Source organism: Vibrio hepatarius, assembly GCF_018860525.1.
GTDB lineage: Bacteria > Pseudomonadota > Gammaproteobacteria > Enterobacterales > Vibrionaceae > Vibrio > Vibrio hepatarius_B.
This window is the reverse complement of sequence record NZ_JAHKPM010000063.1, coordinates 49,412-75,631: the sequence shown is the minus strand read 5'-3', so window position 1 is coordinate 75,631 and position 26,220 is coordinate 49,412. Positions and strand designations below refer to the sequence as shown.

The following is a 26,220-nucleotide window of genomic DNA, read 5'->3' as shown; positions in this document are numbered from 1 at the left end:
AAAGCCTCACTTCACATTGAAAGACCCCCAATAGTTGGACACCAATTATTGGGGGTCTTTTTATCAGGGACTATTCTGATGCCAAAGCGATCCTGTGGGACCTATGATGGCTTTTTTATCTATTTTACCTACAGCAGTTTTTGGAAGCGTTGGCAGGAGAAGTAATTCATCAGGCATTTTGAAGCGAGCCAAGTTTTGTTTGAGAAGGAACTCACGTATCTCTTGAAGTGTGATTTGCTCTCCATGACCAACTATAGCGGCACCAATACGCTCACCTAAGTGTTGATCAGGGATCGCAATGACAGCAGCTTGAATTATTTGAGGATGTGCTAATAAGAGATCTTCAATTTCATCGCTAGCAATACACTCTCCAGCTCGATTAATAACGTCTTTAATGCGACCCGTAACCGTTATATATTGCTCCTTATCTATACGGACTTTGTCTCCACTACAATAAAAACCATCATCGGAAAAGGAGAGTGTATTGTATTCGGGTGCGTTATAGTAACCACGGAGAGTATATGGCCCTCGAACCAATAGTTCCCCTTCCTCCCCTATAGTCACCTCATTACCATCTTTATCAACAACGCGTATCTCATCGAATTGGCTTACAGGTTTTCCCTGCATTGAGGCAACGACTTCTGGTGGATCTGTTAAGCGGGTACATGCAATTAGTCCCTCGGCCATTCCAAAAACCTGTTGTAGAGCTCCTGGTATTGTTTCTTGTATTGCCAGCGCGTCACGGTATGTGAGTTTTGCTCCTCCAACTTGAATACGTTTTAGACTCGCTAAAGTCGCATCCTCCCACTGAGTCGCCTCGGTCCAAAGTTGCGCTAAAGCAGGGACAAGCGCTGTTGCCGTTATTTGGAATTGTTCTATTAAGTCGAAGCAGTGATCTGGACTCGCTATTTGAGAAAAAATCACTTGGCCACCTTTGGATAAAGTCCCTAAAAACCCTGGACATCCCAATGTAAAGTTATGTGCTGCGGGTAGGACTGCAAGATATACTTCATGTTCACTAACTGCACTGGCTTTACAGCAGCAATTTATATTATAGAGATAGTCATTGTGAGTACGTGGAATCAATTTAGGTAACCCCGTGGTTCCCCCAGAGACTAAAAATATTGCAGTTGTATCTGGATTAATATCGACAGGGATGAAATTTGGAGAGAAAAAATTAGGTAAGCTAAACTTTTTGTTTTTACTGTTGATGAGGTATATACAGCTTAACCCTTTCTCTTTAAGGACTTTAAAAATCTGGTTGTCATTGAATTCCTCGCCAATATAGCCTTTAGCCTTTGAAATGCTCATAAAATGCTCTATTTCCTTCAAGCCATGCGCAGGAAGAGCTAACACAGGGATGATACCTGCACGTAATAGACCAAAGAAGACGATAGAAAAGTAACATGTGTTAGACAGCTGTATCACTATATGGTCGCCAGATTTCCACCCATCTTCAATAAGTCCTTGTGCGAGTTGATCGGCTTGATTCATTAGTTCTTCATATGTTAGTGACTCATGATCATCTCTTATTGCAACTTTTTGTTGAAGTGCTGTGGGATGTGACCACAGCAAATGCCATAAAGGTACATTTTTCCATATTGCTGCAGTTTGATATTGCAGAGCTTGAGTTGCTCGATAAGGAACTACTTCGTTGGATATATGAGATTGCTTCATACAAGAGTCTCTTGTGTTTGAGGAGAGGTTAATGAATCAATAGTGGTTAGCTGATCTTCAAAAATAAGATGATCCAGAACACAAGACATCTTTTCACAGGTTTCTTGCCATTCTCTTGTTGGAGAAGATAAGCTGATCACGCCCGCACCGGCTTGTAATCTGGACTTTGATTGATGTTTATATGCTGCTCTTAATACGAGGGCTGCATCGAAAAAACCATCATGATCAGCTATTAATATACTGCCGCTATAAAGCCCGCGAGTGGTATGTTCAAAACGGGAAATAGCCTCAATGGCTTCTCGCTTTGGTATTCCTGACGCCGTGATAGCAGGAAATAATATTTTAAATGCATTCCACGCAGACTTTCCATGTTTCAGCTGCCCCACCACCCTAGAGGCAAGGTGTTGTACGCTACCACGCTGATATACTTCCATAAACTCTGTCACACAGACTGTTTTTTCATTACACACCTGCTCAAGTTCTTCTACAGCGAGTTTTACGGATGTGGCATGTTCCGCAATTTCTTTTGGATCTGTTGTTAATTCATATTTTAAACGTTCGGCTTCAACAGGATCTGATGGTAACAATCGAGTACCAGCTAAAGGTTGGGTGCTTAAGTACCCTTGTTTGTCGACCTCAAGTACGGTTTCAGGTGAGAAGCCAAAGGCTTCGTGTTCGCCCAACTTAAGCATGAAGGAACGAGCAGGAGTATTATTGAGTCGGCCTAAGATGAAACTACGACACATATCGATAGAACGAGGTAAAGTTGCCACTCGAGAAAGAATGACTTTTTTGTAATTATTATCTCTAATGTCATTAACCGCAGATTCGACTATTTTCTGATAATTGTGCCTGATATTATCATTCTTGATTATGTCATCTTGTGTTAATTTCGCTGTGGTTGTGTTGGTTGGAACTGAGTTTTTTGTTTTATCTATGGTCTCTCTTATGATGGGTAAAATGGAGTCATTAGTGGTACGAATGACTAAACGGTTAGCTGTAATTCGAATGTCATGTTGAGCGATGAATAGTTCGAGAAGAGTATGTAAATCATCTTTTTGTGGGATCTTATGGGCAAAGTGACTGAACTCAAAATCTACTCGGCCAAATAGTCTCCATCTATCCCAAGGTAATGCTTGAGTCGCATGATAAATAGCGTCACAAATCAGGCCATGTTCAGGTTTAAGTGTGTTGCCGAAAAAATCAACAATAGTACCTTGGTTGTCTACGGTTAAACATGCGAGTTTATTAATACCGATAGCCCATTCATTGTGATGTTCATAGACTACATAGTTGTGGCAAAAATCTGCATTTATCAGCGTTGTAGCTAAAAGCAAAGGGTCACATTGATGCTCAAGGGTGATAGTTTTGTGCTGATTATCGAAAGGCTTAACCATGATTGTATACTCCAAGTTCGCGGTTGGGACTAGCAGCGTGTTCAATCACGCTTTTTATGAATAAAGCAGGGTGGTTTGTGATATAAAAATGATCACCAGGCAGGTATCCTATGGATGCCTCCTCGCGAGAAGAGAACCATTTCTGCCAAGCACTAACTTCACTACACCAAGCTTCAGGGTCTTGTTGGCCATACAGCAAACTGGAGTGTGTATGTGTCAATGTTGATCTACTGTCCCATTGTTGTCGGTAGGCTTCAGTGGCGTAAAAATCAGCTCTGAGCATCGGAAGAAACAGTGATAATAATTCTGGGTGCTCTTTTAGTACTGGGCTGCCACTACCAATTTCTATTAATTGTTCGACAAATTTTTCGTCGTTGAGATGGCTTAGCATACGTCTGCTTTCAAGGTGTGGAGCATGGCAACCTGATAAAACCAGATGAGACACTGGTGTGTTGGCACTAAATTCGACTTCAAAACGCCTAGCCACTTCAAAAGCTATTTGTGCTCCCATACTATGTCCACATAACCGTAAACGAGGAATTTTCTGCCTATCGGTGTATGATGAGTTCCAAGACATTAAATTTTGGAATAGATCGAAAGCAATAGCTTCGATACTGTTCAATGGAGGTTCTTTCATACGTTGATCACGCCCAGGATAGGTGGCAAGAAATATATGTGTATTATTGGGTAAATCATGCTCGTCCAATAAAGCCCAACTGGTAAATGCGCTATTACTCCCACCAGCAAATGGGCAAAGAACCCATATTTCTTCGACGTTGGTGCCTTTTTGACACAATAGTTTGAAATTATTTGTGATCATTGTTCTTCCCTGCAGAGTAAGTCGACAGGTTTTGCTGGTGTGAGTTTTGTTTCTTTAACGGGGCCACACAGGGTTAAAATATGTTCCCACAGTTGTGCTACACGAATTTGATGTTCTGAGGATAATGATCGCGCTAGTGAATCGGTGTCTATTTGGTTAATAAACATATTGATAGTAGTTTGAATACCTTCTGGTCCTAGAACCTCGAATGTATCAAGACGAGAAGCATTACTCTGGTAGATTTTTTGAGTCGCTTGTGCATGTAAATATGCACCTTCAGGTGTACCAGCAGTTTGATATAGGCTGAGATGATCTTTTTGATGATCCTTAGCATGAAGTACAGGAGTCCAAGTCACGGGCCCGTAACTGTCTGCTAATGAAAGGTAACCACTATTCCAACCAAGCATGATGCGATGCATTGCTAGGCTATGCATATCTGGATCGCTTGGATCCAGATGATTTTGTAATTGCAGCAAATAGTGACCACTACTGGAACTTAAATTAAGGACATCAAAGAGAGGTTGCCGATAGATCAGCTCTGGAGTTAAAACATCTGCGCCCAGGTCTAGACTTTGTACTAGCCAATCTAAGGTTGAATATAACAACTGCCGGCTAGTTGTCAGATTCCCATAACTAGCCGGTGAGCCAATATTTCGAGAAATATGGTCGGCACTGGACAACCAAGTTTGTCCAGCGGTGGTTGCAGAATAGAAACTGTTAACACAATAGTGGCGTTTATATTGCTTCGCGAGGCGATGATGGCGCTCTATTTCTTGAACTGAAACAGGATGTTCTTGAATGACATTAATGCCTTTAGCCAAAAGCTCTTCCACTAACAGGTTGCCAGTACCGCCGATTATCGATGCTCGAACGACAACACAAGCGATATCAATGTCTCTCGGTAGGTCAGATACTTGACGATATAATGGTATTCCAAAAGCTTTAGCGAGATTGTGTGAGCGTTGGCTACCTGTTGAAAGGAGGCCAACCAGCTCAATGTGATCTGGTGGCTCAATAAACGTATTGAGGTAAAGTTCGCCAAACTTGGCGCCAACGATAATGACTTTCTTTTTATTGTTCATTTTAAAGTTTTTCCATGAAAGATGATGTTAAGCCTTTTCATTACTGGGAGCGGGGCTCAGCACAGTGCCTAGCGTGTGGAGTAGTTTGTTAACGTGCGACTCTTGCAATAAGGTGTAGTGATCTCCTGACACTGTATAAGTTTCAAGGTCGCACAACTTTTCCCAGCCATGATTAGGACAATGCGCGGTGGCTGGGTTTTGGTAACTCATGAAATCTAAATGATTGTTCTGATCTGCTTTGATGAGAGTCACGGGCACTGAAAGTAACTCTGGTGCTTTATATGACAGCATCGCCGACAAGTTACGACGATAGACATCGAGTAATTGTTGGATGCTGTCTGCAGACATATCTTGGCTTATTTCAAGGCGAGAAAAAGTATCCGATAGCTGGTGACATAGTGAATTATCCGACGATATATTTGGTGATTCGGTATCCACTAACTTAGGGAAACGACCAATTAAATCAGCATAGAAATGATGGCGAACCTCGTCTTTAGTCAAATCTTGATTCAAAGGTGTCGGCACATAACTGTCAATTAGAATACAATCTTCAACGGCAATACCTTGTTGGCGGAGTTGATATGCCATTTCGTATACAACTACACCGCCAAAAGACCAGCCAGCAAGTCGAAATGGGCCGCATGGTTGAATACTCTTGATCTGTTTGACATAGTGCTGAGCGAGTTTTTTTACGCTGAATATTGGTGTGTGTTGGTCAATATGAGGATAGCTCAACCCATACAGTGCTATTTTTTCTAGGCCTTTCGCCAGAAATTGGTAGCTTAGGAGGTGTCCACCGATTGGATGAACTATGAACAAAGCAGGGTAGGCACTATTTTCAGGATTCAGTAAGATAGGCTTTTGATCTTGAGCTGATTCATGGTTATCGAGTGACGATGCTAATTGTTCAATAGTATCGTGCGATTGAAGATAGCTCACGGTGAGTCTGCGCTTTAGCGCCGTATTAATTTGACTGATAACACGCACTGCGGCTAATGAGTTCCCCCCGAGATCAAAGAAACTTTGGTTAGCTGGAATGGAAGTTTGCTTCAAACATTCTTCCCATATTGTAGCAATTTTCTTTTCCATTAATGACTTAGGCGGCCTTGCTGTCGCTGATACTGTGACTTCTGGTACAGGTAGAGCATCACGATCTATTTTGCCATTTGGGGTTAGAGGAATGGCATCAATTGATATGAATTGAGTAGGACACATATAGGCGGGTAGGTTTTCTCTTGCGTGCGCAAGAAGTTGAGTTAGATCTTGGGACGTGATTTGTGAGCAAACGATGTAAGCCACTAATCTAACACCTACTCCCTCTTCCTTGATTGGTTTGACAATAACGTTTTGTAGGCGGCTATTATCTTCAAACAGAAAGAGACGAAGGGTTGTTTCTATTTCTCCAAGTTCAATTCGGTAGCCGTTAATTTTTACTTGATGATCATTACGCCCCAAGAACTCAATGTTACCATCCTCTTGGTAGCGACCAAGATCGCCAGTTTTATATAAACGTTCTCTGCTCACTGGATGAATGATAAATGCTGCTGAAGTTTTAGCTTTGTCTTGCCAATAACCAAGAGAAAGGCCTAGCCCACCAATATACAGTTCACCTGCAACCCAATCAGGGCATGGATTAAGTTCCCTATCCAAAACAAAAAACATCTGATTTTTTAATGGCTTACCATAAGGGATGCTATTGTACTGGCTGTAACTGCCTTTAATATCATAGGCAATTGACCAAATTGCAGCTTCAGTTGCACCGCCCAAGCTGAGTAATTTAGCTTTAGGCGCAACGACTTGGAGGTGATCAGGAAGGGCAATAGGTATCCAATCACCACTCATCATAACATGTCGTAAGGAAAGGAGGCTTTTGCCACTTGAGATTAGACTATCGGCCAGCAGCTGTGCAAAAGCAGGCACACTATTCCAAATGGTAATGTGCTCTTTTTGCGCTGTATGTATAAGACTTTCAGGGTCTTGTGCTGGAGATATTTTGGGAATGACTAGGCATGCACCACAATGTAGAGTCGAGAAAAGATCAAAGACGGATAAATCAAAATTAAGCGCTGAAATGGCGAGTACACGATCGCGACTATTTAGCTCTATTCGTTGTTCAATGTCGAAAAGTGTATTGATCACGGCTTGGTGATCCATCATGACCCCTTTAGGTTGACCCGTAGAGCCTGAAGTAAAGATTACATAGGCCAAATCACTAGGTAAGAGAGGATCAGGTTTGAAACCAGAGGGTACGACTCCTGTGAGTGAGGGAGTAAGGACTCGGTATCTATCATACGTACGAATTTGCTCTGAGATAACGGTTGTGACTTGCCCTTGTTTTAACAAGGCAGATATTCTTGTTTCGGGATATGATGCATCTATAGGTAGATACGCTTTCCCTGCCAACATGATACCAAGTACAGCGACAACTTGTTGCCAGCCTTTGTCCATAACAATCGCCACTAAAGGAGCGTTATCTTTTTGATTTTGGATCTGGGATGCGAGCTCTGATGATGCATTCCAAAGCTCTTGATAGGTTATGCAAAGACTGCCCTGCTTAATAGCGACTCTGTCTGGATAGGCTTTGACTCCCTCATTTACCATGGATATGAGGGTGTTCGGTGTTCGGGGTTCTACATCATGATATTGAATATAATTGATGCCCTGACGTCGTTTTATCTGCTCATTTGGAATTTGGATGTGGAGTGGTTGAGCCCAGTTCTTTGACGGTAATGTTTCTACAATATCGACATAGGCTTGGAACATTGCATCGAATACACCTGGTTTTAAGTAATCACTCTGTATAGTCCATTTTATATTGACTCCACCACATGTAGATGCGATTAACATAGCATCAAGATAAACGTGGGGTGTTTGAGCTCCAAAGTTACGAAGAGTGCCAAGAGTATTATGACTCTCTTTTCCGACAGAAATAGTGTCGTTAAAAACGATGGGCATACCAGCACTAAAGTTACGATTGAGTTTGTTTTTTTCTGTCAGTATCTCTTGACCGTCAAATTGAGAATGAGCTAAATCATCCGACATCTGCTGTTGAACTTGCTCAATAAAAGTGAGTAGTTCGAGTTCTTTTGTCATGTCAACTTCCAGCATAGATGTTGTTGAAAGGTTTCCTACAAGACTTGCTGAATCAGGGGTTGATGCAGGGCGATTACTGTGCAGTACGTTTAACGAAAAGTGAGAATTATTACTCCAGCGCCTTAAAACCAAGCAGAATATTGCGAGCATTGTCATCGATGGCAGAACATTATTCGTAAAAGAATAATGTTGAATTTTCCTCCAGTTACTTTCTGATAGGAGATGAGTTAAAACACCTTGATTTAATACATCACTCCGAGATTCAGCGAGTGGCAGTTTTGGTGCGTCTGGCAATGCTGGAAGTCGATCCATCCAGTATTTTCGATCTGCGTCAATATTATTTGAGTTCTGGAGTTTTGCTTTCTCCATATATTCAGTGATATTGATTGCTGGTGTATCCAATACTTGTGATGGGTTTTGATACAGACTTTGCCATTGTTGGAAGAGCAAGTTGAGGCTCTTTCCGTCCGCCACGACCAAATCTACAACAATATGAATAAGGTGGCTTTTTTCCTCTATATGTAGAATATGAATATCAAATAGTGGCCATTGTTCGGTAGGAACCCCTTGGGTTGCAATTCGATGTCGGGCTTTGGTTAAATAGTCTCCTTTTTCCGCTTCACTCAGCTTTCTGAGGTCGATGTAATGAGGATTATAGTCAGGTACAGTTTGATGAATACAGTAACGTCCCTCCTGTATTTCTCCACGTAACTGATCATGATGGCGGATGAGCTCATTCCAACTATTGATGAATCTTGAACTATCTAAGTTCTCTATTTCTAGTTCGGCATAAAAATGCGCAATACTTTGGCCTAATGAAAAGAGTGTGCTTTCACCTAACCAGTATGCGTTTTGTAAAGGTGTTAAGGGATAACCCTGTTTTTTTTGAAGTTCATTAGCACTTTTTTGCTCGTTGATTGTGACTACATTTTGGCAAAAATCTGCAAATACGGGATATTCAAAAATGTTTTGCAGAGTAACCGTATCAAATCCTGCATGCTTTAAATTTACCACTAACTTGGTTGCCATCAGACTGTCTCCACCACAGAGGAAGAAATCTGTTTTTGGAGTCACATCTTGTTGAAGTAATGACGACCAGATATTGGCTATCTCTTGTATATGCCGGTTTGAATCAGGCTCCGATGTTGCCTGTTTGTAATCATTTTCAATGTTATCCAATGACTCTGTCTGGTCGCTTTGGGTTTCCATCGATATTGGGTTGTACTGATTCGATTGGGCCAATATTAAATGCTGACGCAAGACAGATGTATCTGTATCAGGATAACGGCATAAGACATCAAATCCATGTTCATAAAGTAGATTTTGCCAATCATTGATATTAAGCATGGCACTGTCAGCTTGTTGCCGAAAATCGTTAAAAGCATTTATCCCCTCGATAAAGCCGACAGTTGCAAGTTGCATTGGACTGTGTTGGACAGTGGCTTCTATCAGCAACAAATGTCCATTTTTTGCCAGTATGTCCCTAAGGTTTATCAATGTAGAGGGCAGGTTGATAGCGTCGTGTAGAACATTTACTGCTATCACTACGTCATAGCCACCAGCGAGTTTGTTTTGTGGTCCGATATTTAGATTTATATCCAATTGTCCGAAACTGACTTGACCGTAGTTTGCCAAGGACTGTTTTGCTTCGTTCAAAAAGGTTTGCGAAATATCTGTAAACCTGTAGTGGCCAATATATGAGGATGCGGTATCAAGAACCATGCTGGAGGTTGCAGCAGTTCCAGCGCCAACTTCTAAAACGTTAAGTGATGACCCTTTTTCTTTTGCCAGAGCTGCGATTAGGTTAGCGGTACTTTTATTGAGGATCGTTAGTGAAGGATTAGTTTTATAGAGAGCATCAGTGGTTTTCTGATCTTTGAACAAAATCTCCAGTGCTAATTTTTTACCACTTAATAGTTCAGAGTGTGATTGAATACATTCATCAAGGTACTGAGAAAGGTGCTGACACCAAATTGATTGAGGGAGTTTAGAAGTAGGGAAAATGGGTTCATAGTTTTGACATTCATAGGTGTCGCCATCAAAGTGAAGTAAACCTTCGCGGACAAAGTGGTTTAGCCAGAGTTTTACGAGTTTATGGTGCTTTGGCGTAGTTTTTAGTATCTCAATAATTTGTGAGTAACTGAATGTTTGACCTGGATGAACAAATAAGTTGTGTTTACGCAGAGTTGCCTCAAGTCCTGTTAGTGCTTGAGTTTCCAAATATTGCCAAGCATTTTCGACCTCTTTCTCGACTTCAGGCGTTATTTGGGGAAGTATGGATGTATAGCTCGTTGATTCTATTGTTGGGGTGAAAGCTTGGCGCTCAAACTCGATAGGTGATAATGATATTTCGTGCAGCCATTGACCATACTGCTCAAACATACGATCTACTATATCAGGGGCAAGCACACCATCCATACAATACCAATGGTATTTGAGTTCGCCATCGACTTCCATGATTTGGTGATCTAGCCAGACTTGAGGTGTTTGGCTTAACACAAACACAGGTTCGCCTAGCAAATGTGTCATGGCTTTTTCAATGTCCATACCATCCATAGACATCCCGAGCATGCTGGTGAAAACAATAGGTGTCATCGGTAAAGATTTTTCATGCTCAATCATAGTGCTTGAAGTTTTGCGATGTTTAGCCACTTCCCGCATAACTTCTACACCATTTACATTGCAATGGCTTAAGCGTGACCACAGTCTTTCTTGTGCTTGAGACATCTGCCCCTTGAGAGTTAGACCTTGAGACCAGTCGAAATCCATTAGTAGAACGGAAGTGAAGTCCCCAATAAGATCTTTCACATCATTATGGAATGGTTGACGATTAAAGAAGGTCATGTTGAGAGTAAATGCTAAGGATTCTGACCAATTAGCAAGCATGCGAGAAAATAATGTTAACAACCCCGCAGAAGGTGTGATCCCAGATTGCTGCCAATGTGTTTTCAAAGCAGACCATTGTGATTTTGGTAGCTGACCTTTGCGAGTAACAAATTTTGGTGTGCGATAGCTGGTCTGGCTTGCCAGCGGTAGTACCGGTGCTTTAGGCAGGACTGGTACTAGCTTCATCCAATAATCCCAAGACGCCTGCCATTCCGGTTGTTGTTGTAATGCTTGTTCATGTAGCACGTAATCGCGAAATGATAGTGCAAGTGGTGGTAGTACATGGCCGTGATATGCTCGGCTAAGGTCATCCATCATTATTTTGAAACTTTGGACATCAAACTGAAGTAAATCAAGATTCATGTGAATTCGATACTGTGTATCAGTAAGTTCACTAATGCGAATTTCGAACAACGGCCATTTTTCAGCAGGTCGGACATATTGGCTCATTGTTTGTCTGATCTGATTAAGGGCTTCGGACTTCATTTGCTCATCTAGAGCCTTTAGATCTTGTCTTGCAAAGTGATATTTAGGGACATCTTTTAAGATAACCTGCTCACCGGAAACTAAGACTGACATTCGCAACATATCATGGCGTTGAACAACAGCATTCCAAGCAGATTCAAGTTTGCTAATACTAAATTGATTGTGCGATGAATCCCATTCGAATACTACGTTGCATGCGATGCCTCCATATGGTACCCATGCCTCTCGTCCCACCCAATAAGCATGTTGGATAGGGGTTAACGGGAATGGATTGTGTTGTTCCTTTAATTGGATAATAAAGGGGGGGGTGCTTTTGGGATGCGATTGTCGGCTCTTCTCCTCAATGAGCAAATTAAGGCCTTCAAGTGTCATATTTTTATAAGCTTCTTCTGCGGTTAGCTTGATATCGAACTGTTTTTTAATTGCAGCGTTGAGTTCCAAAAACTGTAATGAATCTATACCCAGTTGCAGAAGATCTTGTTTTTGCTCGATGACACTATTTCCAGCTAGCGCCAACTGATAATGGATTCGGTTACTCAGCCAAGTCATAGAGTCCAATGTTTCTATACCAGAAGCCTCATAGCTAGAAGTATCTATTGGCAGATCTGAGGTGAAATACTTCCTAAATGGTTTTGAGTTAGAGCTTATGTTCATGGCAAATACATGCTCATTACCCATGATTAAGCTTTGACTCAAGTGCCATAAGCCTTCTTCTCTTGTCAGAGTATGCATTCCATTATCGTGGAGTCTAGCAACCAACTCCGAGTCTTTCGTCATGCCAATTTTATGCCATGCTCCCCAAGCTAAACTCATTACTCGGCAGTGCTTGTTTGCATGATTTGATTGAGCAAAGCCATCTATGTATGCATTGGCTGCTGCATATAAACCTTGACCAGGAGCACCTAAACTTGCAACCGAAGAAAATCCTATCAAGTAGCTCCCTTGCTGATTTTCAAGCCATTGATTAAGCGTGGAAAAGGTACCTGCTTTGACATTGAATGCACGCTTAGCTTCTTGAGTATCCCAACTCTCTAGGAGTTTATGGTGTACATTGCCTGCAGTATGTATGGCCCCAGAGATAGGCCGAGAATCGTCCCAGTTTGCTAAGAACGTTTCCAGTTCGTGATCGCTTGCTAAATCGACCAAATATGTTGTAATTTGACATCCGAGCTTGGCTATTTGTGAACAAAATTCTACCCAATCTGAATGTTGTTGATGACCGATGGCTGTGATGTGTTTTACACCAGAGCTTGCTAGCCATTGGATGACCAATCGACCTATTCCTCCCATTGCACCTGTGACAAGGTGAGTCCCTTCTTCGTTGAACCATGATGCCGGAATTGGGTCACCATGAGCCACAGCATGTGTCAGTTTCTGTGCCCAATATTGACCATGACGAAACGCCAGATCTTCGACATTGCTAAAGGGTGCGTTAGACAATAGCTGATTGAGGTCTGGGGCATGTAGGTTTTGGACATCCAAGACGAGAAAACGCTTATTTGGATGTTCAGTTCTCGCTACGCGTATGATAGACATTAAAGCCACTGCCGTTGGGTTCAATTCATCTTCCTGCGTGATCTTCAGCGCACCAGAGATGAGAATCAACAATGTATCAGGGGCATTACAAAGGATCTTTGCAAGCTGCTCTGCTGAAGCTGACAATGAGTTAGTGGAGATAATCAATATGCCTTTTTCTTGGTTTATCTTTTGTATGTAACCTTTGGTCTCTGATGAAACTTTGATTTCCTCAATTGTATTTAGAACCGAGTTTTTATCTGATTCAACGCGATAGGATTGCCACACATATCGGTTGTGTGGTGAGGGAAGGAGGGTTATAAGTTCTTTATTATCAGCATGCTTGGGTGTCAGTCTTGCGAGCCACTCCCAGTGTCCTTGTGGTACTTGAGCTCGTATGTCATAGCTTTCTTGTCCCCACATTTTTGGCTGCCTGCATATCGCGACGCGAGATAAATGTTTGGGTTGATATGTGGGTGAAACAGACAGCTCTCCTTGGTTGAGGTGAGCAGGTAAGTGTTGTAGCCATTGTTGATGAATTGCGCTTATTAGGTCAGTGTTCTCTGACACCAATGACCAGTCTTGATAGCTAAGATTCTGATATAGCTCTAGCTGTGTGCTCGAAGTTTCAACGACAGAGTCACTATGGGAAGTAACATTACCTTCCAACAATAGAACCAAATGTTTTTCCAGACTTGATATATGGCCGAGCTGACTCAATAAATCAGGCAAAGCGCGGCCTAGTTTGAGTAAATCTTGGCATGTTTTCTGGACACTAACTAAAGTTTCCGAATTGGCTTCGACGAGCCAATGCTGGACGATGGCTTCGGCATTTGGTAGTAATGCTTTTGACGGCAACCAAAGATTGTCCTTTCGATGGTAATAGCCTTGTGTGACCAATAGGTCGATTAGTGCTTGGATATGATGTCGATGCCGAGGCAATATGCGCCCACCCCGTATCACTTTTCTTAAGCTAAATATTTCTTCTCGCGCGCAAGTTTGTAGATAGTCTCGAATGACGGCACAGCGGAGCGTCATAGGTTCGAGAGAATACGAAGGCTCATCTTGCTGATTTGAAATATGGGAGCTTGTTCTTGATTCAACCCAAAAACGTTTTTCATCAAAGGGATACAAAGGTAATGAGCATCGCTTCCCACTGACATTAAAAACGTGTTGCCAATTTGCGTCGATACCGCAAGTATAGAGTTTACACAAGGCGTTATTCTCTTCAGCGTGTATCCAACTGGTCGTTTGTGACCACTGCTCACGCTTGCCGATCGACGTTAAATGCGGCTTAGGGCCCACTTCCATGAAAGTATGGCAGTCTAGAGTTAAGGCCTGCTCTATGGCTTGTTTGAATTGTACTGACTCACGCACATGACGGGTCCAATAATCAGCGTTTAGCTCGTTTGGATCATTTATGGTGTCACCCGTTACACAGGATATGAGTGGAATATCACCCCTAAGCGGTGTTATTTCAGCTGTAAACTGAGCGTAAGATGGGATCATGGGCTCTAGATGACGAGAGTGTGCTGCGCAAGATACGCCAAGCTGGCGGTACGAGATATTGGCACGTTCAAGATCTGAGCATGCTTGTTCTACGTCATATGTATCGCCAGAAAATACCCAATGTGATGCACCATTTTGGGCTGCTGTATCTAACTTTAGTATTGACTGGAGTGGAGCAATTTTCTCTATAGGGGCAAAAATAGCGAGCATAGCGCCGTCTTGATGTAGAGTGCATTGGTGCATTTTGTTGCCACGCTCAACCACTAATTGTATCGCCTGTTGGTGACTAAGGTAGCCAGCCACAGCACACGCTGAAATTTCGCCTACAGAATGGCCTAAAACAACATCAGGGGTTATTCCTTTTACTTTCCAATGTGCTGCCAACGCAATTTCAAATGCGACGATAGCAATTTGAGCATTGCTGGTTTGGGTCAATAAATCACAACGTGGGCCAAACATTATTTCAGTTAGAGGAGCTTGAAGCTTACCTTCACAATAATGTTGACTAAGTTCGATACTATCTTTAAACGTGTCACTTGAATGGTACCAATCTTTCCCCATTCCTTCATACTGGCTACCCTGACCAGTAAATATCCAAACCAGTTTGGAACGAGATTGGTGTTTTCCTATTAGTATTTCAAGTGGTGCTTTGCCAGTACTCGCAAACGCCTCAAGTGCAGTTGTTGCATTTTCAAGTATTGGGACTGCTAGTTTGTGAGTTAGATTGAGTGACCGCGTTTGCATGGCAGCATTTGCGATGTTCATTTGTTCCTGAGGCTTAGAATTTACCTTTAGGTGTTTAGCATAATCATGAGCAAGTTGGCGTAAAGACTGGGTAGAATTTGCAGAGAGAAGTAATGGAATATGTTCATTTTCGTTGTTGTTATCAGGTAATGAAGATATTGGCGCCGATAATGATTGAACGATCATATGGCAGTTTGTTCCACCAATGCCAAATGAAGAAACGGCAGCAGTACGGACCGGGTTTGTCCAATCTAAAGTTTGGGTTGCCAGTTCAAACCCAGACTCTTCGATGAGTAGAGCAGGGTTGGGTTGACGAATATTGAGCGACATCGGTATTGCTTTTCTTGATACTGATAATACAGTTTTAATCAAGGATGCAATACCAGCGGCCGTATCTAAATGACCAAGCCCGCTTTTGACTGAACCCAGTTTACATATTGGGGCGTTTGAACTTCTCTGGTACGCATTTCGTATCGCTTTAAATTCAATTGGATCGCCAAGTTTAGTCCCTGTTCCATGCGCCTCTATCATTTCAACTTCATCAGGGTGTATATCGGCAAGGTTGAGAGCTTCGGTTAAAACTTGCGATTGTCCATTTACAGAAGGAGCAGTGAACCCTACTTTATCCTGACCGTCATTGTTGATCGCACTGCCTCTGAGTACTGCAAGTACAGTATCTCCAGCTTCAATCGCATCGTCCAAGCGTTTCAAAACAACACTGCCTACACCATGACCACCAAAAGTCCCATTGGCTTGGTGATCGAAAGGGCGGCATAAACCATCCGGAGAGAAAATCATTTCTGGTTGGTATGCATAACCACTTTTCTGAGGGAAGGAAACGGCGACTCCCCCGGCAATGGCCATGTCACACTCACCAGAACGTAAGCTCTCACAGGCTAAATGTGTTGCTACGAGAGAGCTAGAACAAGCTGTTTGAACAGTAAATGCTGGTCCAGTAAAGTTAAATTTATGCGCAACTCGTGTGGCTAGATAGTCTTTATCGTTCCCGATCAGAGCTTGCAGCCCTTTAACTTGGCCTACTTGCGTGATGTCAAATGCTTCAAAAGATGGATAAGTACTGTTTCGAACTGCACCAAATACCCCTGTTCTTGAAGGTGTGCATGTTGGGGCGTAGCCTGCGTGCTCAAGTGCATGCCATACATTTTGTAGGAAGATACGCTGTTGGGGGTCTATTGATATAGCTTCTGCTGGTGAATAACCAAAAAGGTTGGCATCAAAGTATTCCGGCTTATCAATAACGGCACCACTTGGGACAAAATCTTCCCGTTGATATATATCTGAGCTAATACCTCCAGCTTCAAGTTCTGCTTCACTAAAAAAAGATTGACCAGACAAGCCATGTGTTAGGTTATGCCAGAATGACTCTAAATTTGGAGCTTTGGGGAACCGACACGCCATACCGATGACCGCTATTGGGTCACAGTTATCATATAAGTGATTTTTATCCATTTTTATCCTCTCTCATCGAGGCTCTGCTTCCACTCAAACCAGCCTCGAACAAAGTCTTTAATTAACGCGCTGACGGCGGGTAAGTTTGCGCTGAGTTTGTTTTTGTTTGCGTTGTGAAAGCGCGTTTGTTGATGGCTGCTGAACCATTGGGTTTTTATATGAGCCTGCTAGTAAAGCGGGTGACGGATAGCTAAATAGGTCTGTCACAGAAAGAGTGTTACCTTGTTTCACCAATAATGCGTGTAGCTGTACCAACTGTAATGAGCTGGCCCCTGCATCAAAGAAGTTGTCATTTTCACCAATGTATACTGAAACAATTTGTTCAAATGCGGTTTGGATTGTTTGAATATGTGCGGGTTCACCTTTTTGATGTTGGTCGTGGGAGCTGTGAGGTTGCTGTTCAAGACAATAGATGCTCATCGGTGTTTCTTGGTTTGGCAGCAAGCTATCCAGAGACTCTGACCACCTTTGTGGTTGACTTGCTAAGAGTCGAAGAAGAGCAACGTATTGCTCAAACATTGGTTTTAGAACGGGCATGGGCAATAGTTTTTCAACCGCATCCCAGTTCATGCAAAGTTTACCCTCTGACTCATAGACTTGGTGATCAAGCCAAATTTGAGGGGTTTGTGAGATGCCCCATGTAGGCTTTAACCAACCCTTATCTGATAGAAAATCACGATCAGAAGTACCAAGAGCACTGGTAAAGACGACAGGCATCTGGGCATTGACCAATTTTTGCTCACGGGCCATCTCCCTCATCACCCAAACAGCAGAGATGTTGCTGTGCTTTAAATCTTGCACGAGTTGTCTTTGGAGGCGTTTAAGACTATCTATCCAGCTGGTTCCTTTATGCCAAGCCAACAAAAGTAAAGTAGTGAAGTCTCCCAGAATTTGGTTGATTTGGGGGTGGACATCTGGCCTATCAAACAAAGTCAAATTGAGAGTCAATGAAGACTGGCTCCCCCACGATGCTAGTGTCGCTGCATAAGCGGTCAATAATACGCTTGATGGGGTGACTTGGTGTTTACTTGCAAGTTTTTTTAGAGACTGCCATTCCCCTATTGAAAGGCTATCTGCAATACGGATAAATCTTGAATTTGTTATGGTTGATGGGGCCGTTTGCAGTGGAAGTGCTGGTGCCGCGGGTAGGCTTTTTATTTGCTCTAGCCAATACGTCTTAGCTTGACTTTCAGCTTGAAGCGATCGGTTTTTGCGTTGCCACTCGAGAACATCTCTAAATGTAATATCAAGTATGGGAAGTTCTAAAGTTGGTTCTAGATACAGCGCCTCAAGTTCTGAGAAGAAAAGTTGCATACTCAGCCCATCGAGCATCATATTATCCAACCCAATACATAACCTAGCATTGTCATGCTTTGGTGAGACGATAGCCTCTACAGTAAATAATGGCCAATTGGCAGGGTTATTAACACGATGAGAGAGTTGGGTTCGCAAAGAGTCAGCTTCTTTGCCATGAAGTTCTTCAAAGGTATGGCATTGAACTGAAAAGTTAGGGACCTTAACTAAGACTTGCTGCTTGTGATTGCGCACAATGGTTCTCAGTCCATCATGACGAACGATAAGTCTATTCATAGCGTGATTAAAGCGTGAGGGCTCGAACATGGTGACGCCGAATTCAACAAAGAATTGAGCACTCGTTTCGCCTAAAGAAAAACCTGATTGTCGACCAATCCAATATGCTTCCTGAACCTCGTTCATCGAAAATGGTTTATAGCGGTCTGCTTGGTTAGACTTTAGTCTAATTGGGTTGTCGTTAATCTTTGTTGTCGTTATTTTTTTTGCAAAGTTTTCCAATTTTGCGTTAGCAAATAAATCGGTAAGGTCTGCTGTATATCCGAGCTTTTGTAACTGACCTATACAACGTGTGGCCATTAAGCTGTCGCCGCCCAGCAAGAAAAAATCACTCTGACTATCAATAGATTGAGTGGGAAAAAGAGATTGCCACACCTGTGCTAATAAAAGCTCTTGGTCGGTGTTTAGAAGGCACTCAACCTGCGATGTCTTATCTACTTGCACACTATATTTCGACGATAATTGCTTGCGATCGACTTTGCCATTTGGGCTAAGAGGAAGGGCGTTAAGAAAATTAACATGTTTAGGCAACATATAATGAGGCAATTGCTCAGCAAGCTTTTCTTTTAGAGTATTGCTGTTGGGAATCAGAACTGGCGCTTGATTACGCAGTACATATCCCATTAAAGGTTTTTGATCGAGTGTATGTTCGAGTGATAGTTGGCTACTTTCAAACCAAGACAGAAGCTCGGATTGATTCGGTAATGAGTCTAATATTGGCTTTATTACCAGAGCACTAATTAAGGCATTTTCTCCAAAATCTGTCATTTCTAGAACTAACATTAACCCTTCGGCAGTGAGTAGCTTTTGTGCTTTGGTGAGAGTTTTTTCAGGTTCTTTGACTCTGTGGATGACATTATTAATCAAAACAATATCGCAGTGGCCAAATAATGGATGGTCTTCGCCGTTCCAATGATGGACATTACTGTTTGAGAATGTTGATAGACGATCTTTTGCAGATTGAACTAAAGACAAAGAAGTATCAAAAGCATGGTATTGAAGACTGTTTGGATTACATAAATCCAGTAATGCCTGCGCTGCGCGTCCACTTCTCGCTTCAAATTCAGCAATATTTACAGGGCGGCCGAGTTGAGATGACAGGGTTGATATAGCTTGAGCAATATTGGAAAGGTGAGATCTAAACTCTGAACAGTTGAACAATACTGCTTCCGGAGATATCTCTGTATCCAGTAAAGCATTAGCGGGTACTTCCCCCTGCAGTATACTTTTAAGGGTTTCACTATTTGATTGAAAGTTCGACTCGCTATCAAACCAAATGGGGTAAGGTGTTTTGGGGGGAAGTAGCCGATATTTGGTATCTATTCGTTCTGCTAATCCCTGCTCATGAAGTAATGCCCACCATTGCATAAATAGTGGCTCGTAGGTTTTAGATAAACCGTATGCCAGACACCATTCATCCCAAGTCTTAGGTGTTTCTTTGAACGGTATACTTATGTGGAGGTGATGCTGTAAGAAGTAGGCGACTTCTTCACCCTTTAAGCGTTCTAACTTAGGTTCTGTATTGGGAAACAGAGCTTGGTAGTTGTTCGGGATATTGGGTTCAGGTATTGAGACTCTTGAAAGATGCGGACCTTCTGGTATGACAAAAACTTCCAGGTGAGGATCTTTGCTGCCATTTTTTCTTAATGCTAAACTCACTCCATGACGTACACCCTTTATACGATTGAGTGCAGCGTCAATATCCCCTAACTCTATTCGATAGCCGCCAATTTTGACTTGAGTATCTTGGCGTCCGAGGAACTCAAGAGTTCCATTGGGCCAATAGCATCCCATATCCCCTGTTCTATACCAGCGCAGAAGCTCTCCATTTATAGGGTCTTGGCTTGTAACAAATTGTGCTGATGTTCTCTTTGAGTCGTTCCAGTAGCCCTTAGCAACGCCGACACCTCCAATCCAAAGCTCACCAGAAACCCAATCTGGACAGTCACGGCCTACAGAATCAACCACTCGATATGCTTGGTTGCTAAGAGGATATCCATAGGGGATTGATGACCAAAGTGGGTCAACTTTATCGACTATAAATTCATTGGACCATATTGCTGCTTCGGTCGCACCGCCCATTGCACTAAAAGTGCCTTGAGGGTGAAAATCGTGATAACGATCGGGTAGGGATAAATCGATCCAATCTCCGGAAAGCATGACGGTTCTAATCTGTGAAGGAGCCCTGAGTTCCAGTCCTTCACAATAAGTTAGGAACATATCAAACAAAGCTGGGACAGTATTCCAAATCGTAACACCATGTTTTTCGACTAGATCGGCCCATGCCATTGGATCTCGACGCTGGTTGTCTAAAGGTAGGATTAATGTACCTCCAGCAGATAGTATGCCGAAGATGTCATAAACGGAGAGATCAAAATGTAATGAAGATAGCGCTAGGACTCTATCTGTGAAATTGATTTGATGGCGTTGGTTGATGTCTATACACGTATTAAGTGCTGATGCGTGTGAAATTACTACGCCTTTGGGTGTGCCCGTCGATCCTGATGTATAGATGATGTACGCCGTGTCATCAGGCGTACGTGGATATGGAGGTGATTCTAATGGGTCTTTATTAGCGTCTTGCCAGTCGAAATGGATAGCTTCCGTCCAATTATATTTTGATGATGTGTTTTTGCAGCGCAGCACAAAACGGATCTTGGCGCTATCTATGATAGTTTGTCGGCGCATTAATGGTTGATCTGGGGCAATAGGGACATACACGCCACCCGCATAAAGAATTGCCAATACAGCAATAATTTGTCCGGGGTTTTTCTCCATGCTTATTGCGACTCGTTCGTCTGGCTCCAGTCCCGCTTGTAGCAATGTATTTGCCAAGCATTTCGCTTGATAGGTGATCGTTTCGTAGTTGTGTGAATCTTGGTTTTGGACAACCATTACTTTATTGGGGTTGCATTTAGCAAAGTCGAAAATACGATCGTGAAGCAGGCCGTGAGGTAAAATCGTGGGTGCTGTTATGCGTGATAGTCTTTGCTGCTTCTGAGCTTTTGGTAGAAGGTCAGGCAATGGTTGTGTCCAATCTGCATTCTCAGCAAGTAAATAATCAACACATTCTAAGAAGGCACTGAATAGGCTATCCACAAGGCCTGAAGGAAAAAGTTCATCGACGCTATCCCACTGTAACATGATGGCATCATTATGTTTGAAGGCGACAAAGTCGAGCCAGACCTGAGGGGTTTGTGAAATTCCCCAGCCAGGTTGACCAAGAGGGGAATCCACATCGTCGCCGAATAAGGATCGATTTAAGTTACTGGTAAAAACAACCGGAGCGCCGTTAGGGTGAGTACCACTTTTCTTTAATTCACGGATTACTTCGACACCAGAGTAGTGCCGGTGCTCATACACTTCAGCAAAACGTCGTTGCTGCGCTTGCACTAAATCTATAACACTTTTATCGTCTATTTTCATATCCAGTAACAAGATATTGGTAAAGTCGGCAAGCAAGCGTTGAACGTTGTCATTAAATGGATGACAATCAAATAAGGTTAAGTTGAGTAGGATGCTTGTTTGACCGCTCCATCTTGAAAGGGCTGCCGCATAAGCCGTTGCTAACACCATTGTTGGTGTCACCTTATGCTGAGAAGCATAGCTCTGGAACGTTGCCCATTTCTCAGCACTAAGCGAATGTTGGCGACGTTGAAACTTAGGTTTACTAATCGCCATTGGATCTATGGCCATAGGGAGCTTTGGTTCGCTAGGTAGTTTTTTTATTTGCTCAGACCAAAACTGCTGTGATGTATGTCTTTGCGCTGAAAATTCAACGGATTCTTGTGCTAGATAACTACAAAAATCGTAGTGTTTTGGTAATGGGTCCAGAGTGTGACCACGAAGAAGCTGTGACAATTCATTAAAAAATAGGCTAAAGCTTGCTGCGTCCATAACAAGAAGATCAATGCTTACATGCACGCGACATTGATTATTCGGAAGTAGTGAGTAATGGAACTCGATAGTTTGCCCATTCTGTACGTCTAATGTTCGGTGGCTCAGTGTGTCTCTTAAATCAAGCAGTATTGCTTCTACATCTTTAGGTAGCTGCCCCGTTAAGTCATGGCGAAACACAGTAAGTGGTGTGATGGGAGGCTCCCAACGCTGAAACCCATCATTTCTAAAAGCAACGCTTAACATGGGATGCCGGATTAACAATGCGTTTAAAGCTTTCTCTAGAGTATCTGGTTCAAGACCTTGACTTTCAAACTCTTGATAAAGGTGACAGCCATTACCTCCAAGAGGTTGTTTGGGATCCCTACCCACATAATAAGCATGCTGAACGGGTGTCATTAAAAATGATTGTCCGTCCGTCATGATAGGATAAGATTTGGTTTCCTTTGGCGTTGAATTTTGCTGAGTATTAAAGGTACTTAATAAAGTTTTGATTTCGCCTATCGTCGGGTTATCGTAAAGCTGTTTGAGGTTAATCTTGAATCCAGCTTGCCTAAACAGACTGACTACCCGCATCAAAAACATGGAATCGGCCCCCAGAGAAAACACATTATCGTTATCTTTGAGATCTGACGGAGATAAAAAATAGGTGTCGCAAAGCGACTGTTCAAATAGAGCAATTAAACCATTGATATTAGACATGTCGTCATCTTTCTTTTAATTATTTAGGGTAAAGACTCCCTAGGCCACGTACATATACGTGACAAGTTTGGGAGGATACTAAGCCCACATTCATGGGCTTATGTTAGGGTTAATTAGTCTCTGTGCGTAAAAAGAGCCCAGACGTTGAAAAAGGTAAAAGGCCAACTATCAAGGCAATAAAAGTTGCCAAAATCGCAATCATATAATGTGCGGAGTAACCTAATACGGCGATGATAGTGCCGCTTAACAAAGCCATTACGATTGCCACAGCCATATCCATTGATTGGAAAAGAGTAAAGTCGACCCCTGCTTGTTCGCCATAAGCCCACTCCATCATTAGAGTGTAAAGCGCAACAAATTTTGCAGCCGCGACAACAGAGCTCACAACGTAGAGGATTTGTAACCCTATTGTTCCCGTAATATAGTCGAGTGTATTGAGGAAAAATCCGAGGAATATTAATGCCTCTATACCTAAGCAGCTTAATAACATCACGCGAGCACTAAGGCGTTTCAGCATTAAGCCACTACAGAGAACACCAACCAAGCCTGTCAATGCACCACCACCGGCTGCTAGTATCCCAAGATCAGTAAGCTCTAGTCCTTGATCAAAAAGGTAAGGCATCAACATTGCTTGCACCGATCGAGTACCGATTTGGCATAATACGACCATTAAAAGCCCAAAACGTATATTAGGTGTATGCCAAGCAAAGCGTAAGGAAGCGCGTTTGTTAGTAGTCGCACTTGGCGTTGAAGAACGCTGGTTAAACAAGGTGATTGTTGGTAATGACATCAATACAATGATGGCGATCAACATATAGATAGCCGTTTGCCAGTGGTAGGCTCCCATCATGTAGATAAAAAGACCACCGCCAAATAGAGCCCCGATATAGCTGCCGCCGACTTGCATCATGTTACCTAAACGACGCTTTGATATTGGCAGTTGATCTACGGCTAAGCCGTCAGTTGTTATATCTGCCAAAGTCGATAGCAAAGTTAATGCAAATACACCACCAAAGAGCAGTATCGGTTTTTCTATGGCTGAATGTATAGCTAACCCTACCAGAATGAAGATGATACCTATTTGGGCGACTGCGATGAGGCGCCCATGACTAATGAGACCGTAGCGTTTGCGATGTATTTCAACTTTAGGTGCCCAAAGAAACTTCAAGGCCCATGGCAACATCACCAAATAAAATAAGCCAATTTGTGATGTTGAAATCCCCTCTGCACGCAGCACTGCAGGTAAGCCCTGCAGTGTAAACATCCCGACGATACTTTGTATCGTATAAACGCTAGCAAGGATTGCTAATAATGGCTTAAAACCCAGCATAGTTTGCGAGCCGTTCATGGCTTTACCACCCTAATTTCAGATTGATACCAACTTCTCGCCCTGTCCCATAGTTGTTTAGCGATGAAGGAATTTGTGGTAGTATGCAGGAAAAGGTTTTGTACTCTTTATCGGTCAGGTTATTACTAAATAACCGCATAGATAGGTTGTCGTTTATGGCATATTGAATGGCTAAGTCCACCAGTGTGTAGCCGTTTTGAGCTAGGGTATTCGCTTCATTAAAGAAGATGTCGGATGTATAGCGGGCATTGGCGGTAATCGACAATTCACCATCTAGCCAAGTTTGAGGTAAGGAGTATTCCATTCCTGCGACAGCGGTTGTATCTGGTGCATAAGGTAGGGTATTGCCTTGAATAGCGCTATTGCCAGATTCAAATGTGGAGCGACCGAATGTGGCGCCCAAGGTCAAAGCTAGATCGTAAGTTGGGTAATAAGTAACGTCGAGTTCAATGCCTCGGCTTTGAGCATCACCCATGTTTCGTAGTACTTGGCTACCTGGATCTCCCGTATACAGCTGAATGTCTGACGTCTCAATCCAGTATAGGGCGCCGCTAAAGTGAACTTGGTTGTCTAGTAGTTTTGTGCGCCAACCGAGTTCGCCATTTAGAGATTTTTCGGCATCATAGCCATTTTTATCCCCTGAACTTCGTGGTATTGGGCTAAAACCACCTGGGCGGTAACCATTGGTAATAGAGGCGAACACTCTTGATGTGTCATTAACTTGCCAACCAATCGCAGCTTTAGGAGATAGAACACTTTCGGACTTTTCTTCATTATAACTTTCAATACCCCACGCAGAGTTACCAGCGAAATCCGATTTTGATGTGTATCGAGATGCTCGTAGGCCTCCGGTTAGGTCAATTGACTTTGTTAATGCATAAGTACTTTGGCCAAACAAAGCATAGTTATCAGTTTGAATGCTATTTTGGGCACCATTATTGTTGGTATCAAAATGACGATTTTCATAGTAACCACCCACTAAAGCGGAAAGGTCTTGATTGAATTGTGTGTTGGCACGTATTTCTTGATTGAAGGTGTTTTGATCTTCCACCCACTTTTGAGTTCCAAAAAAGGCGCGATCAATATTGCGATTTTGGTAGGCAGTAATACTGGTTACTTGGGTTGAGCCAAGATCATAATTCATATCTAATACGTAGCTATTAACGACTCTTTTGAGTGTTGGAATCGCTGTGCTGGTGGCTTTTTCATTATACTCTTCTTCCGTTAGATACCACTCTTCATGGCTGTTTAAATTTGCTGAAGATACTGAAAGTGTTAGGGAAAGAGGAGACTCTTCAGGTAGATAATGGAAGCGCGCTGTGCCACTTAAATCTTCGCTATCATTCGCGTCATCAGTATTGGTTGGTATATAACGAACGTTTCCTTGGTCTTTGAGCAACCGAATGGCAAAATCAGCGTATGTGGTATCACTGATAGCGACGGCAGCTGCGCCATCAAATTGCTGGCTTAGATTGCTGTAGGTAATCCCTGTGAGAGCACTGGTACTGTCGGTTGCTTTTTTAGTGACGATATTAATTACACCACCTTGTGCATTTCCGCCATAAAGTGTGCCTTGAGGGCCTCTGAGCAGCTCGACTCGTTCGACGTTAATCAGCTGCTGAGTAAGAAAAGCGCTATCTTGTAAAACGCCATCAACGTAAACACTTATTGTTGGTGAATAAAAATCAGGCGAGCTTATTCCCCTTATAGTGGTATTAGCGTAAGTACGATTGCCTCGGGTCTGAATAATTAGTCCTGGGAAGGCTTTCTCGAGATCTTTTACCTCATGGATCCCAGACTTTTCAAGTTCTTCTCCTGTTTTGACTAATACAGAGCTATCAATGTGTTCTATGGGGATATTCTGTTTAGTGGCGGTTATGACCATAACTTCGTCATGACTGTCTTGAGCGGCCACAGCAGGGCTTAAGGTTGCGGCTATCAACGCTAACTTGAATGGGGAAGTTGAGAAACTGTGCGTGTACATCTTTACCGTGTTCCTATATT

General features: G+C 42.7%; 8 protein-coding genes. All 8 read right to left on the bottom strand.

Annotation, left to right across the window (positions count from 1 at the left end; all coding sequences use genetic code 11):
* Positions 1-63: 63 nt before the first annotated feature.
* Positions 64-1,677 (bottom strand): (2,3-dihydroxybenzoyl)adenylate synthase, encoded by a 1,614-nt coding sequence (locus tag KO511_RS18520; protein ID WP_215988882.1) that lies wholly within the window; start codon positions 1,675-1,677, stop codon positions 64-66.
* Complete coding sequence (locus KO511_RS18515) at positions 1,674-3,074, bottom strand: salicylate synthase (protein WP_215988881.1); 1,401 nt, start codon at positions 3,072-3,074, stop codon at positions 1,674-1,676. The genes KO511_RS18520 and KO511_RS18515 overlap by 4 nt, the downstream gene beginning before the upstream one ends.
* Positions 3,067-3,894, bottom strand: a complete 828-nt coding sequence (locus KO511_RS18510) for a thioesterase II family protein (protein ID WP_215988880.1) — start codon at positions 3,892-3,894, stop codon at positions 3,067-3,069. The genes KO511_RS18515 and KO511_RS18510 overlap by 8 nt, the downstream gene beginning before the upstream one ends.
* Entirely contained in the window at positions 3,891-4,976 is a 1,086-nt protein-coding gene (locus KO511_RS18505) for a Gfo/Idh/MocA family oxidoreductase (protein ID WP_215988879.1), read from the bottom strand. The genes KO511_RS18510 and KO511_RS18505 overlap by 4 nt, the downstream gene beginning before the upstream one ends.
* A gap of 27 nt (positions 4,977-5,003) precedes the next feature.
* The gene (locus KO511_RS18500) at positions 5,004-16,679 is read right to left on the bottom strand and encodes a non-ribosomal peptide synthetase/type I polyketide synthase (RefSeq protein WP_215988878.1); all 11,676 of its coding nucleotides are present in this window, start codon (positions 16,677-16,679) and stop codon (positions 5,004-5,006) included.
* Between the two features lie 57 nt (positions 16,680-16,736).
* The gene (locus KO511_RS18495; RefSeq protein ID WP_215988877.1) at positions 16,737-22,868 is read right to left on the bottom strand and encodes a non-ribosomal peptide synthetase; all 6,132 of its coding nucleotides are present in this window, start codon (positions 22,866-22,868) and stop codon (positions 16,737-16,739) included.
* Between the two features lie 109 nt (positions 22,869-22,977).
* A complete protein-coding gene (locus tag KO511_RS18490; RefSeq protein ID WP_215988876.1) occupies positions 22,978-24,216 on the bottom strand; it encodes an MFS transporter in 1,239 nt (412 codons plus the stop codon).
* Positions 24,217-24,220: 4 nt separating this feature from the next.
* Positions 24,221-26,200, bottom strand: coding sequence for a TonB-dependent receptor (locus KO511_RS18485; protein WP_215988875.1), 1,980 nt, complete (start codon positions 26,198-26,200; stop codon positions 24,221-24,223).
* Positions 26,201-26,220: the final 20 nt, after the last annotated feature.

Excerpts from the sequence above, each read along its gene's own strand:
- KO511_RS18520 (WP_215988882.1), bottom strand. The coding sequence starts at position 1,677 with ATGAAGCAATCTCATATATCCAACGAAGTAGTTCCTTATCGAGCAACT.
- KO511_RS18515 (WP_215988881.1), bottom strand. The coding sequence starts at position 3,074 with ATGGTTAAGCCTTTCGATAATCAGCACAAAACTATCACCCTTGAGCAT.
- KO511_RS18510 (WP_215988880.1), bottom strand. The coding sequence starts at position 3,894 with ATGATCACAAATAATTTCAAACTATTGTGTCAAAAAGGCACCAACGTC.
- KO511_RS18505 (WP_215988879.1), bottom strand. The coding sequence starts at position 4,976 with ATGAACAATAAAAAGAAAGTCATTATCGTTGGCGCCAAGTTTGGCGAA.
- KO511_RS18500 (WP_215988878.1), bottom strand. The coding sequence starts at position 16,679 with ATGGATAAAAATCACTTATATGATAACTGTGACCCAATAGCGGTCATC.
- KO511_RS18495 (WP_215988877.1), bottom strand. The coding sequence starts at position 22,868 with ATGTCTAATATCAATGGTTTAATTGCTCTATTTGAACAGTCGCTTTGC.
- KO511_RS18490 (WP_215988876.1), bottom strand. The coding sequence starts at position 24,216 with ATGAACGGCTCGCAAACTATGCTGGGTTTTAAGCCATTATTAGCAATC.
- KO511_RS18485 (WP_215988875.1), bottom strand. The coding sequence starts at position 26,200 with ATGTACACGCACAGTTTCTCAACTTCCCCATTCAAGTTAGCGTTGATA.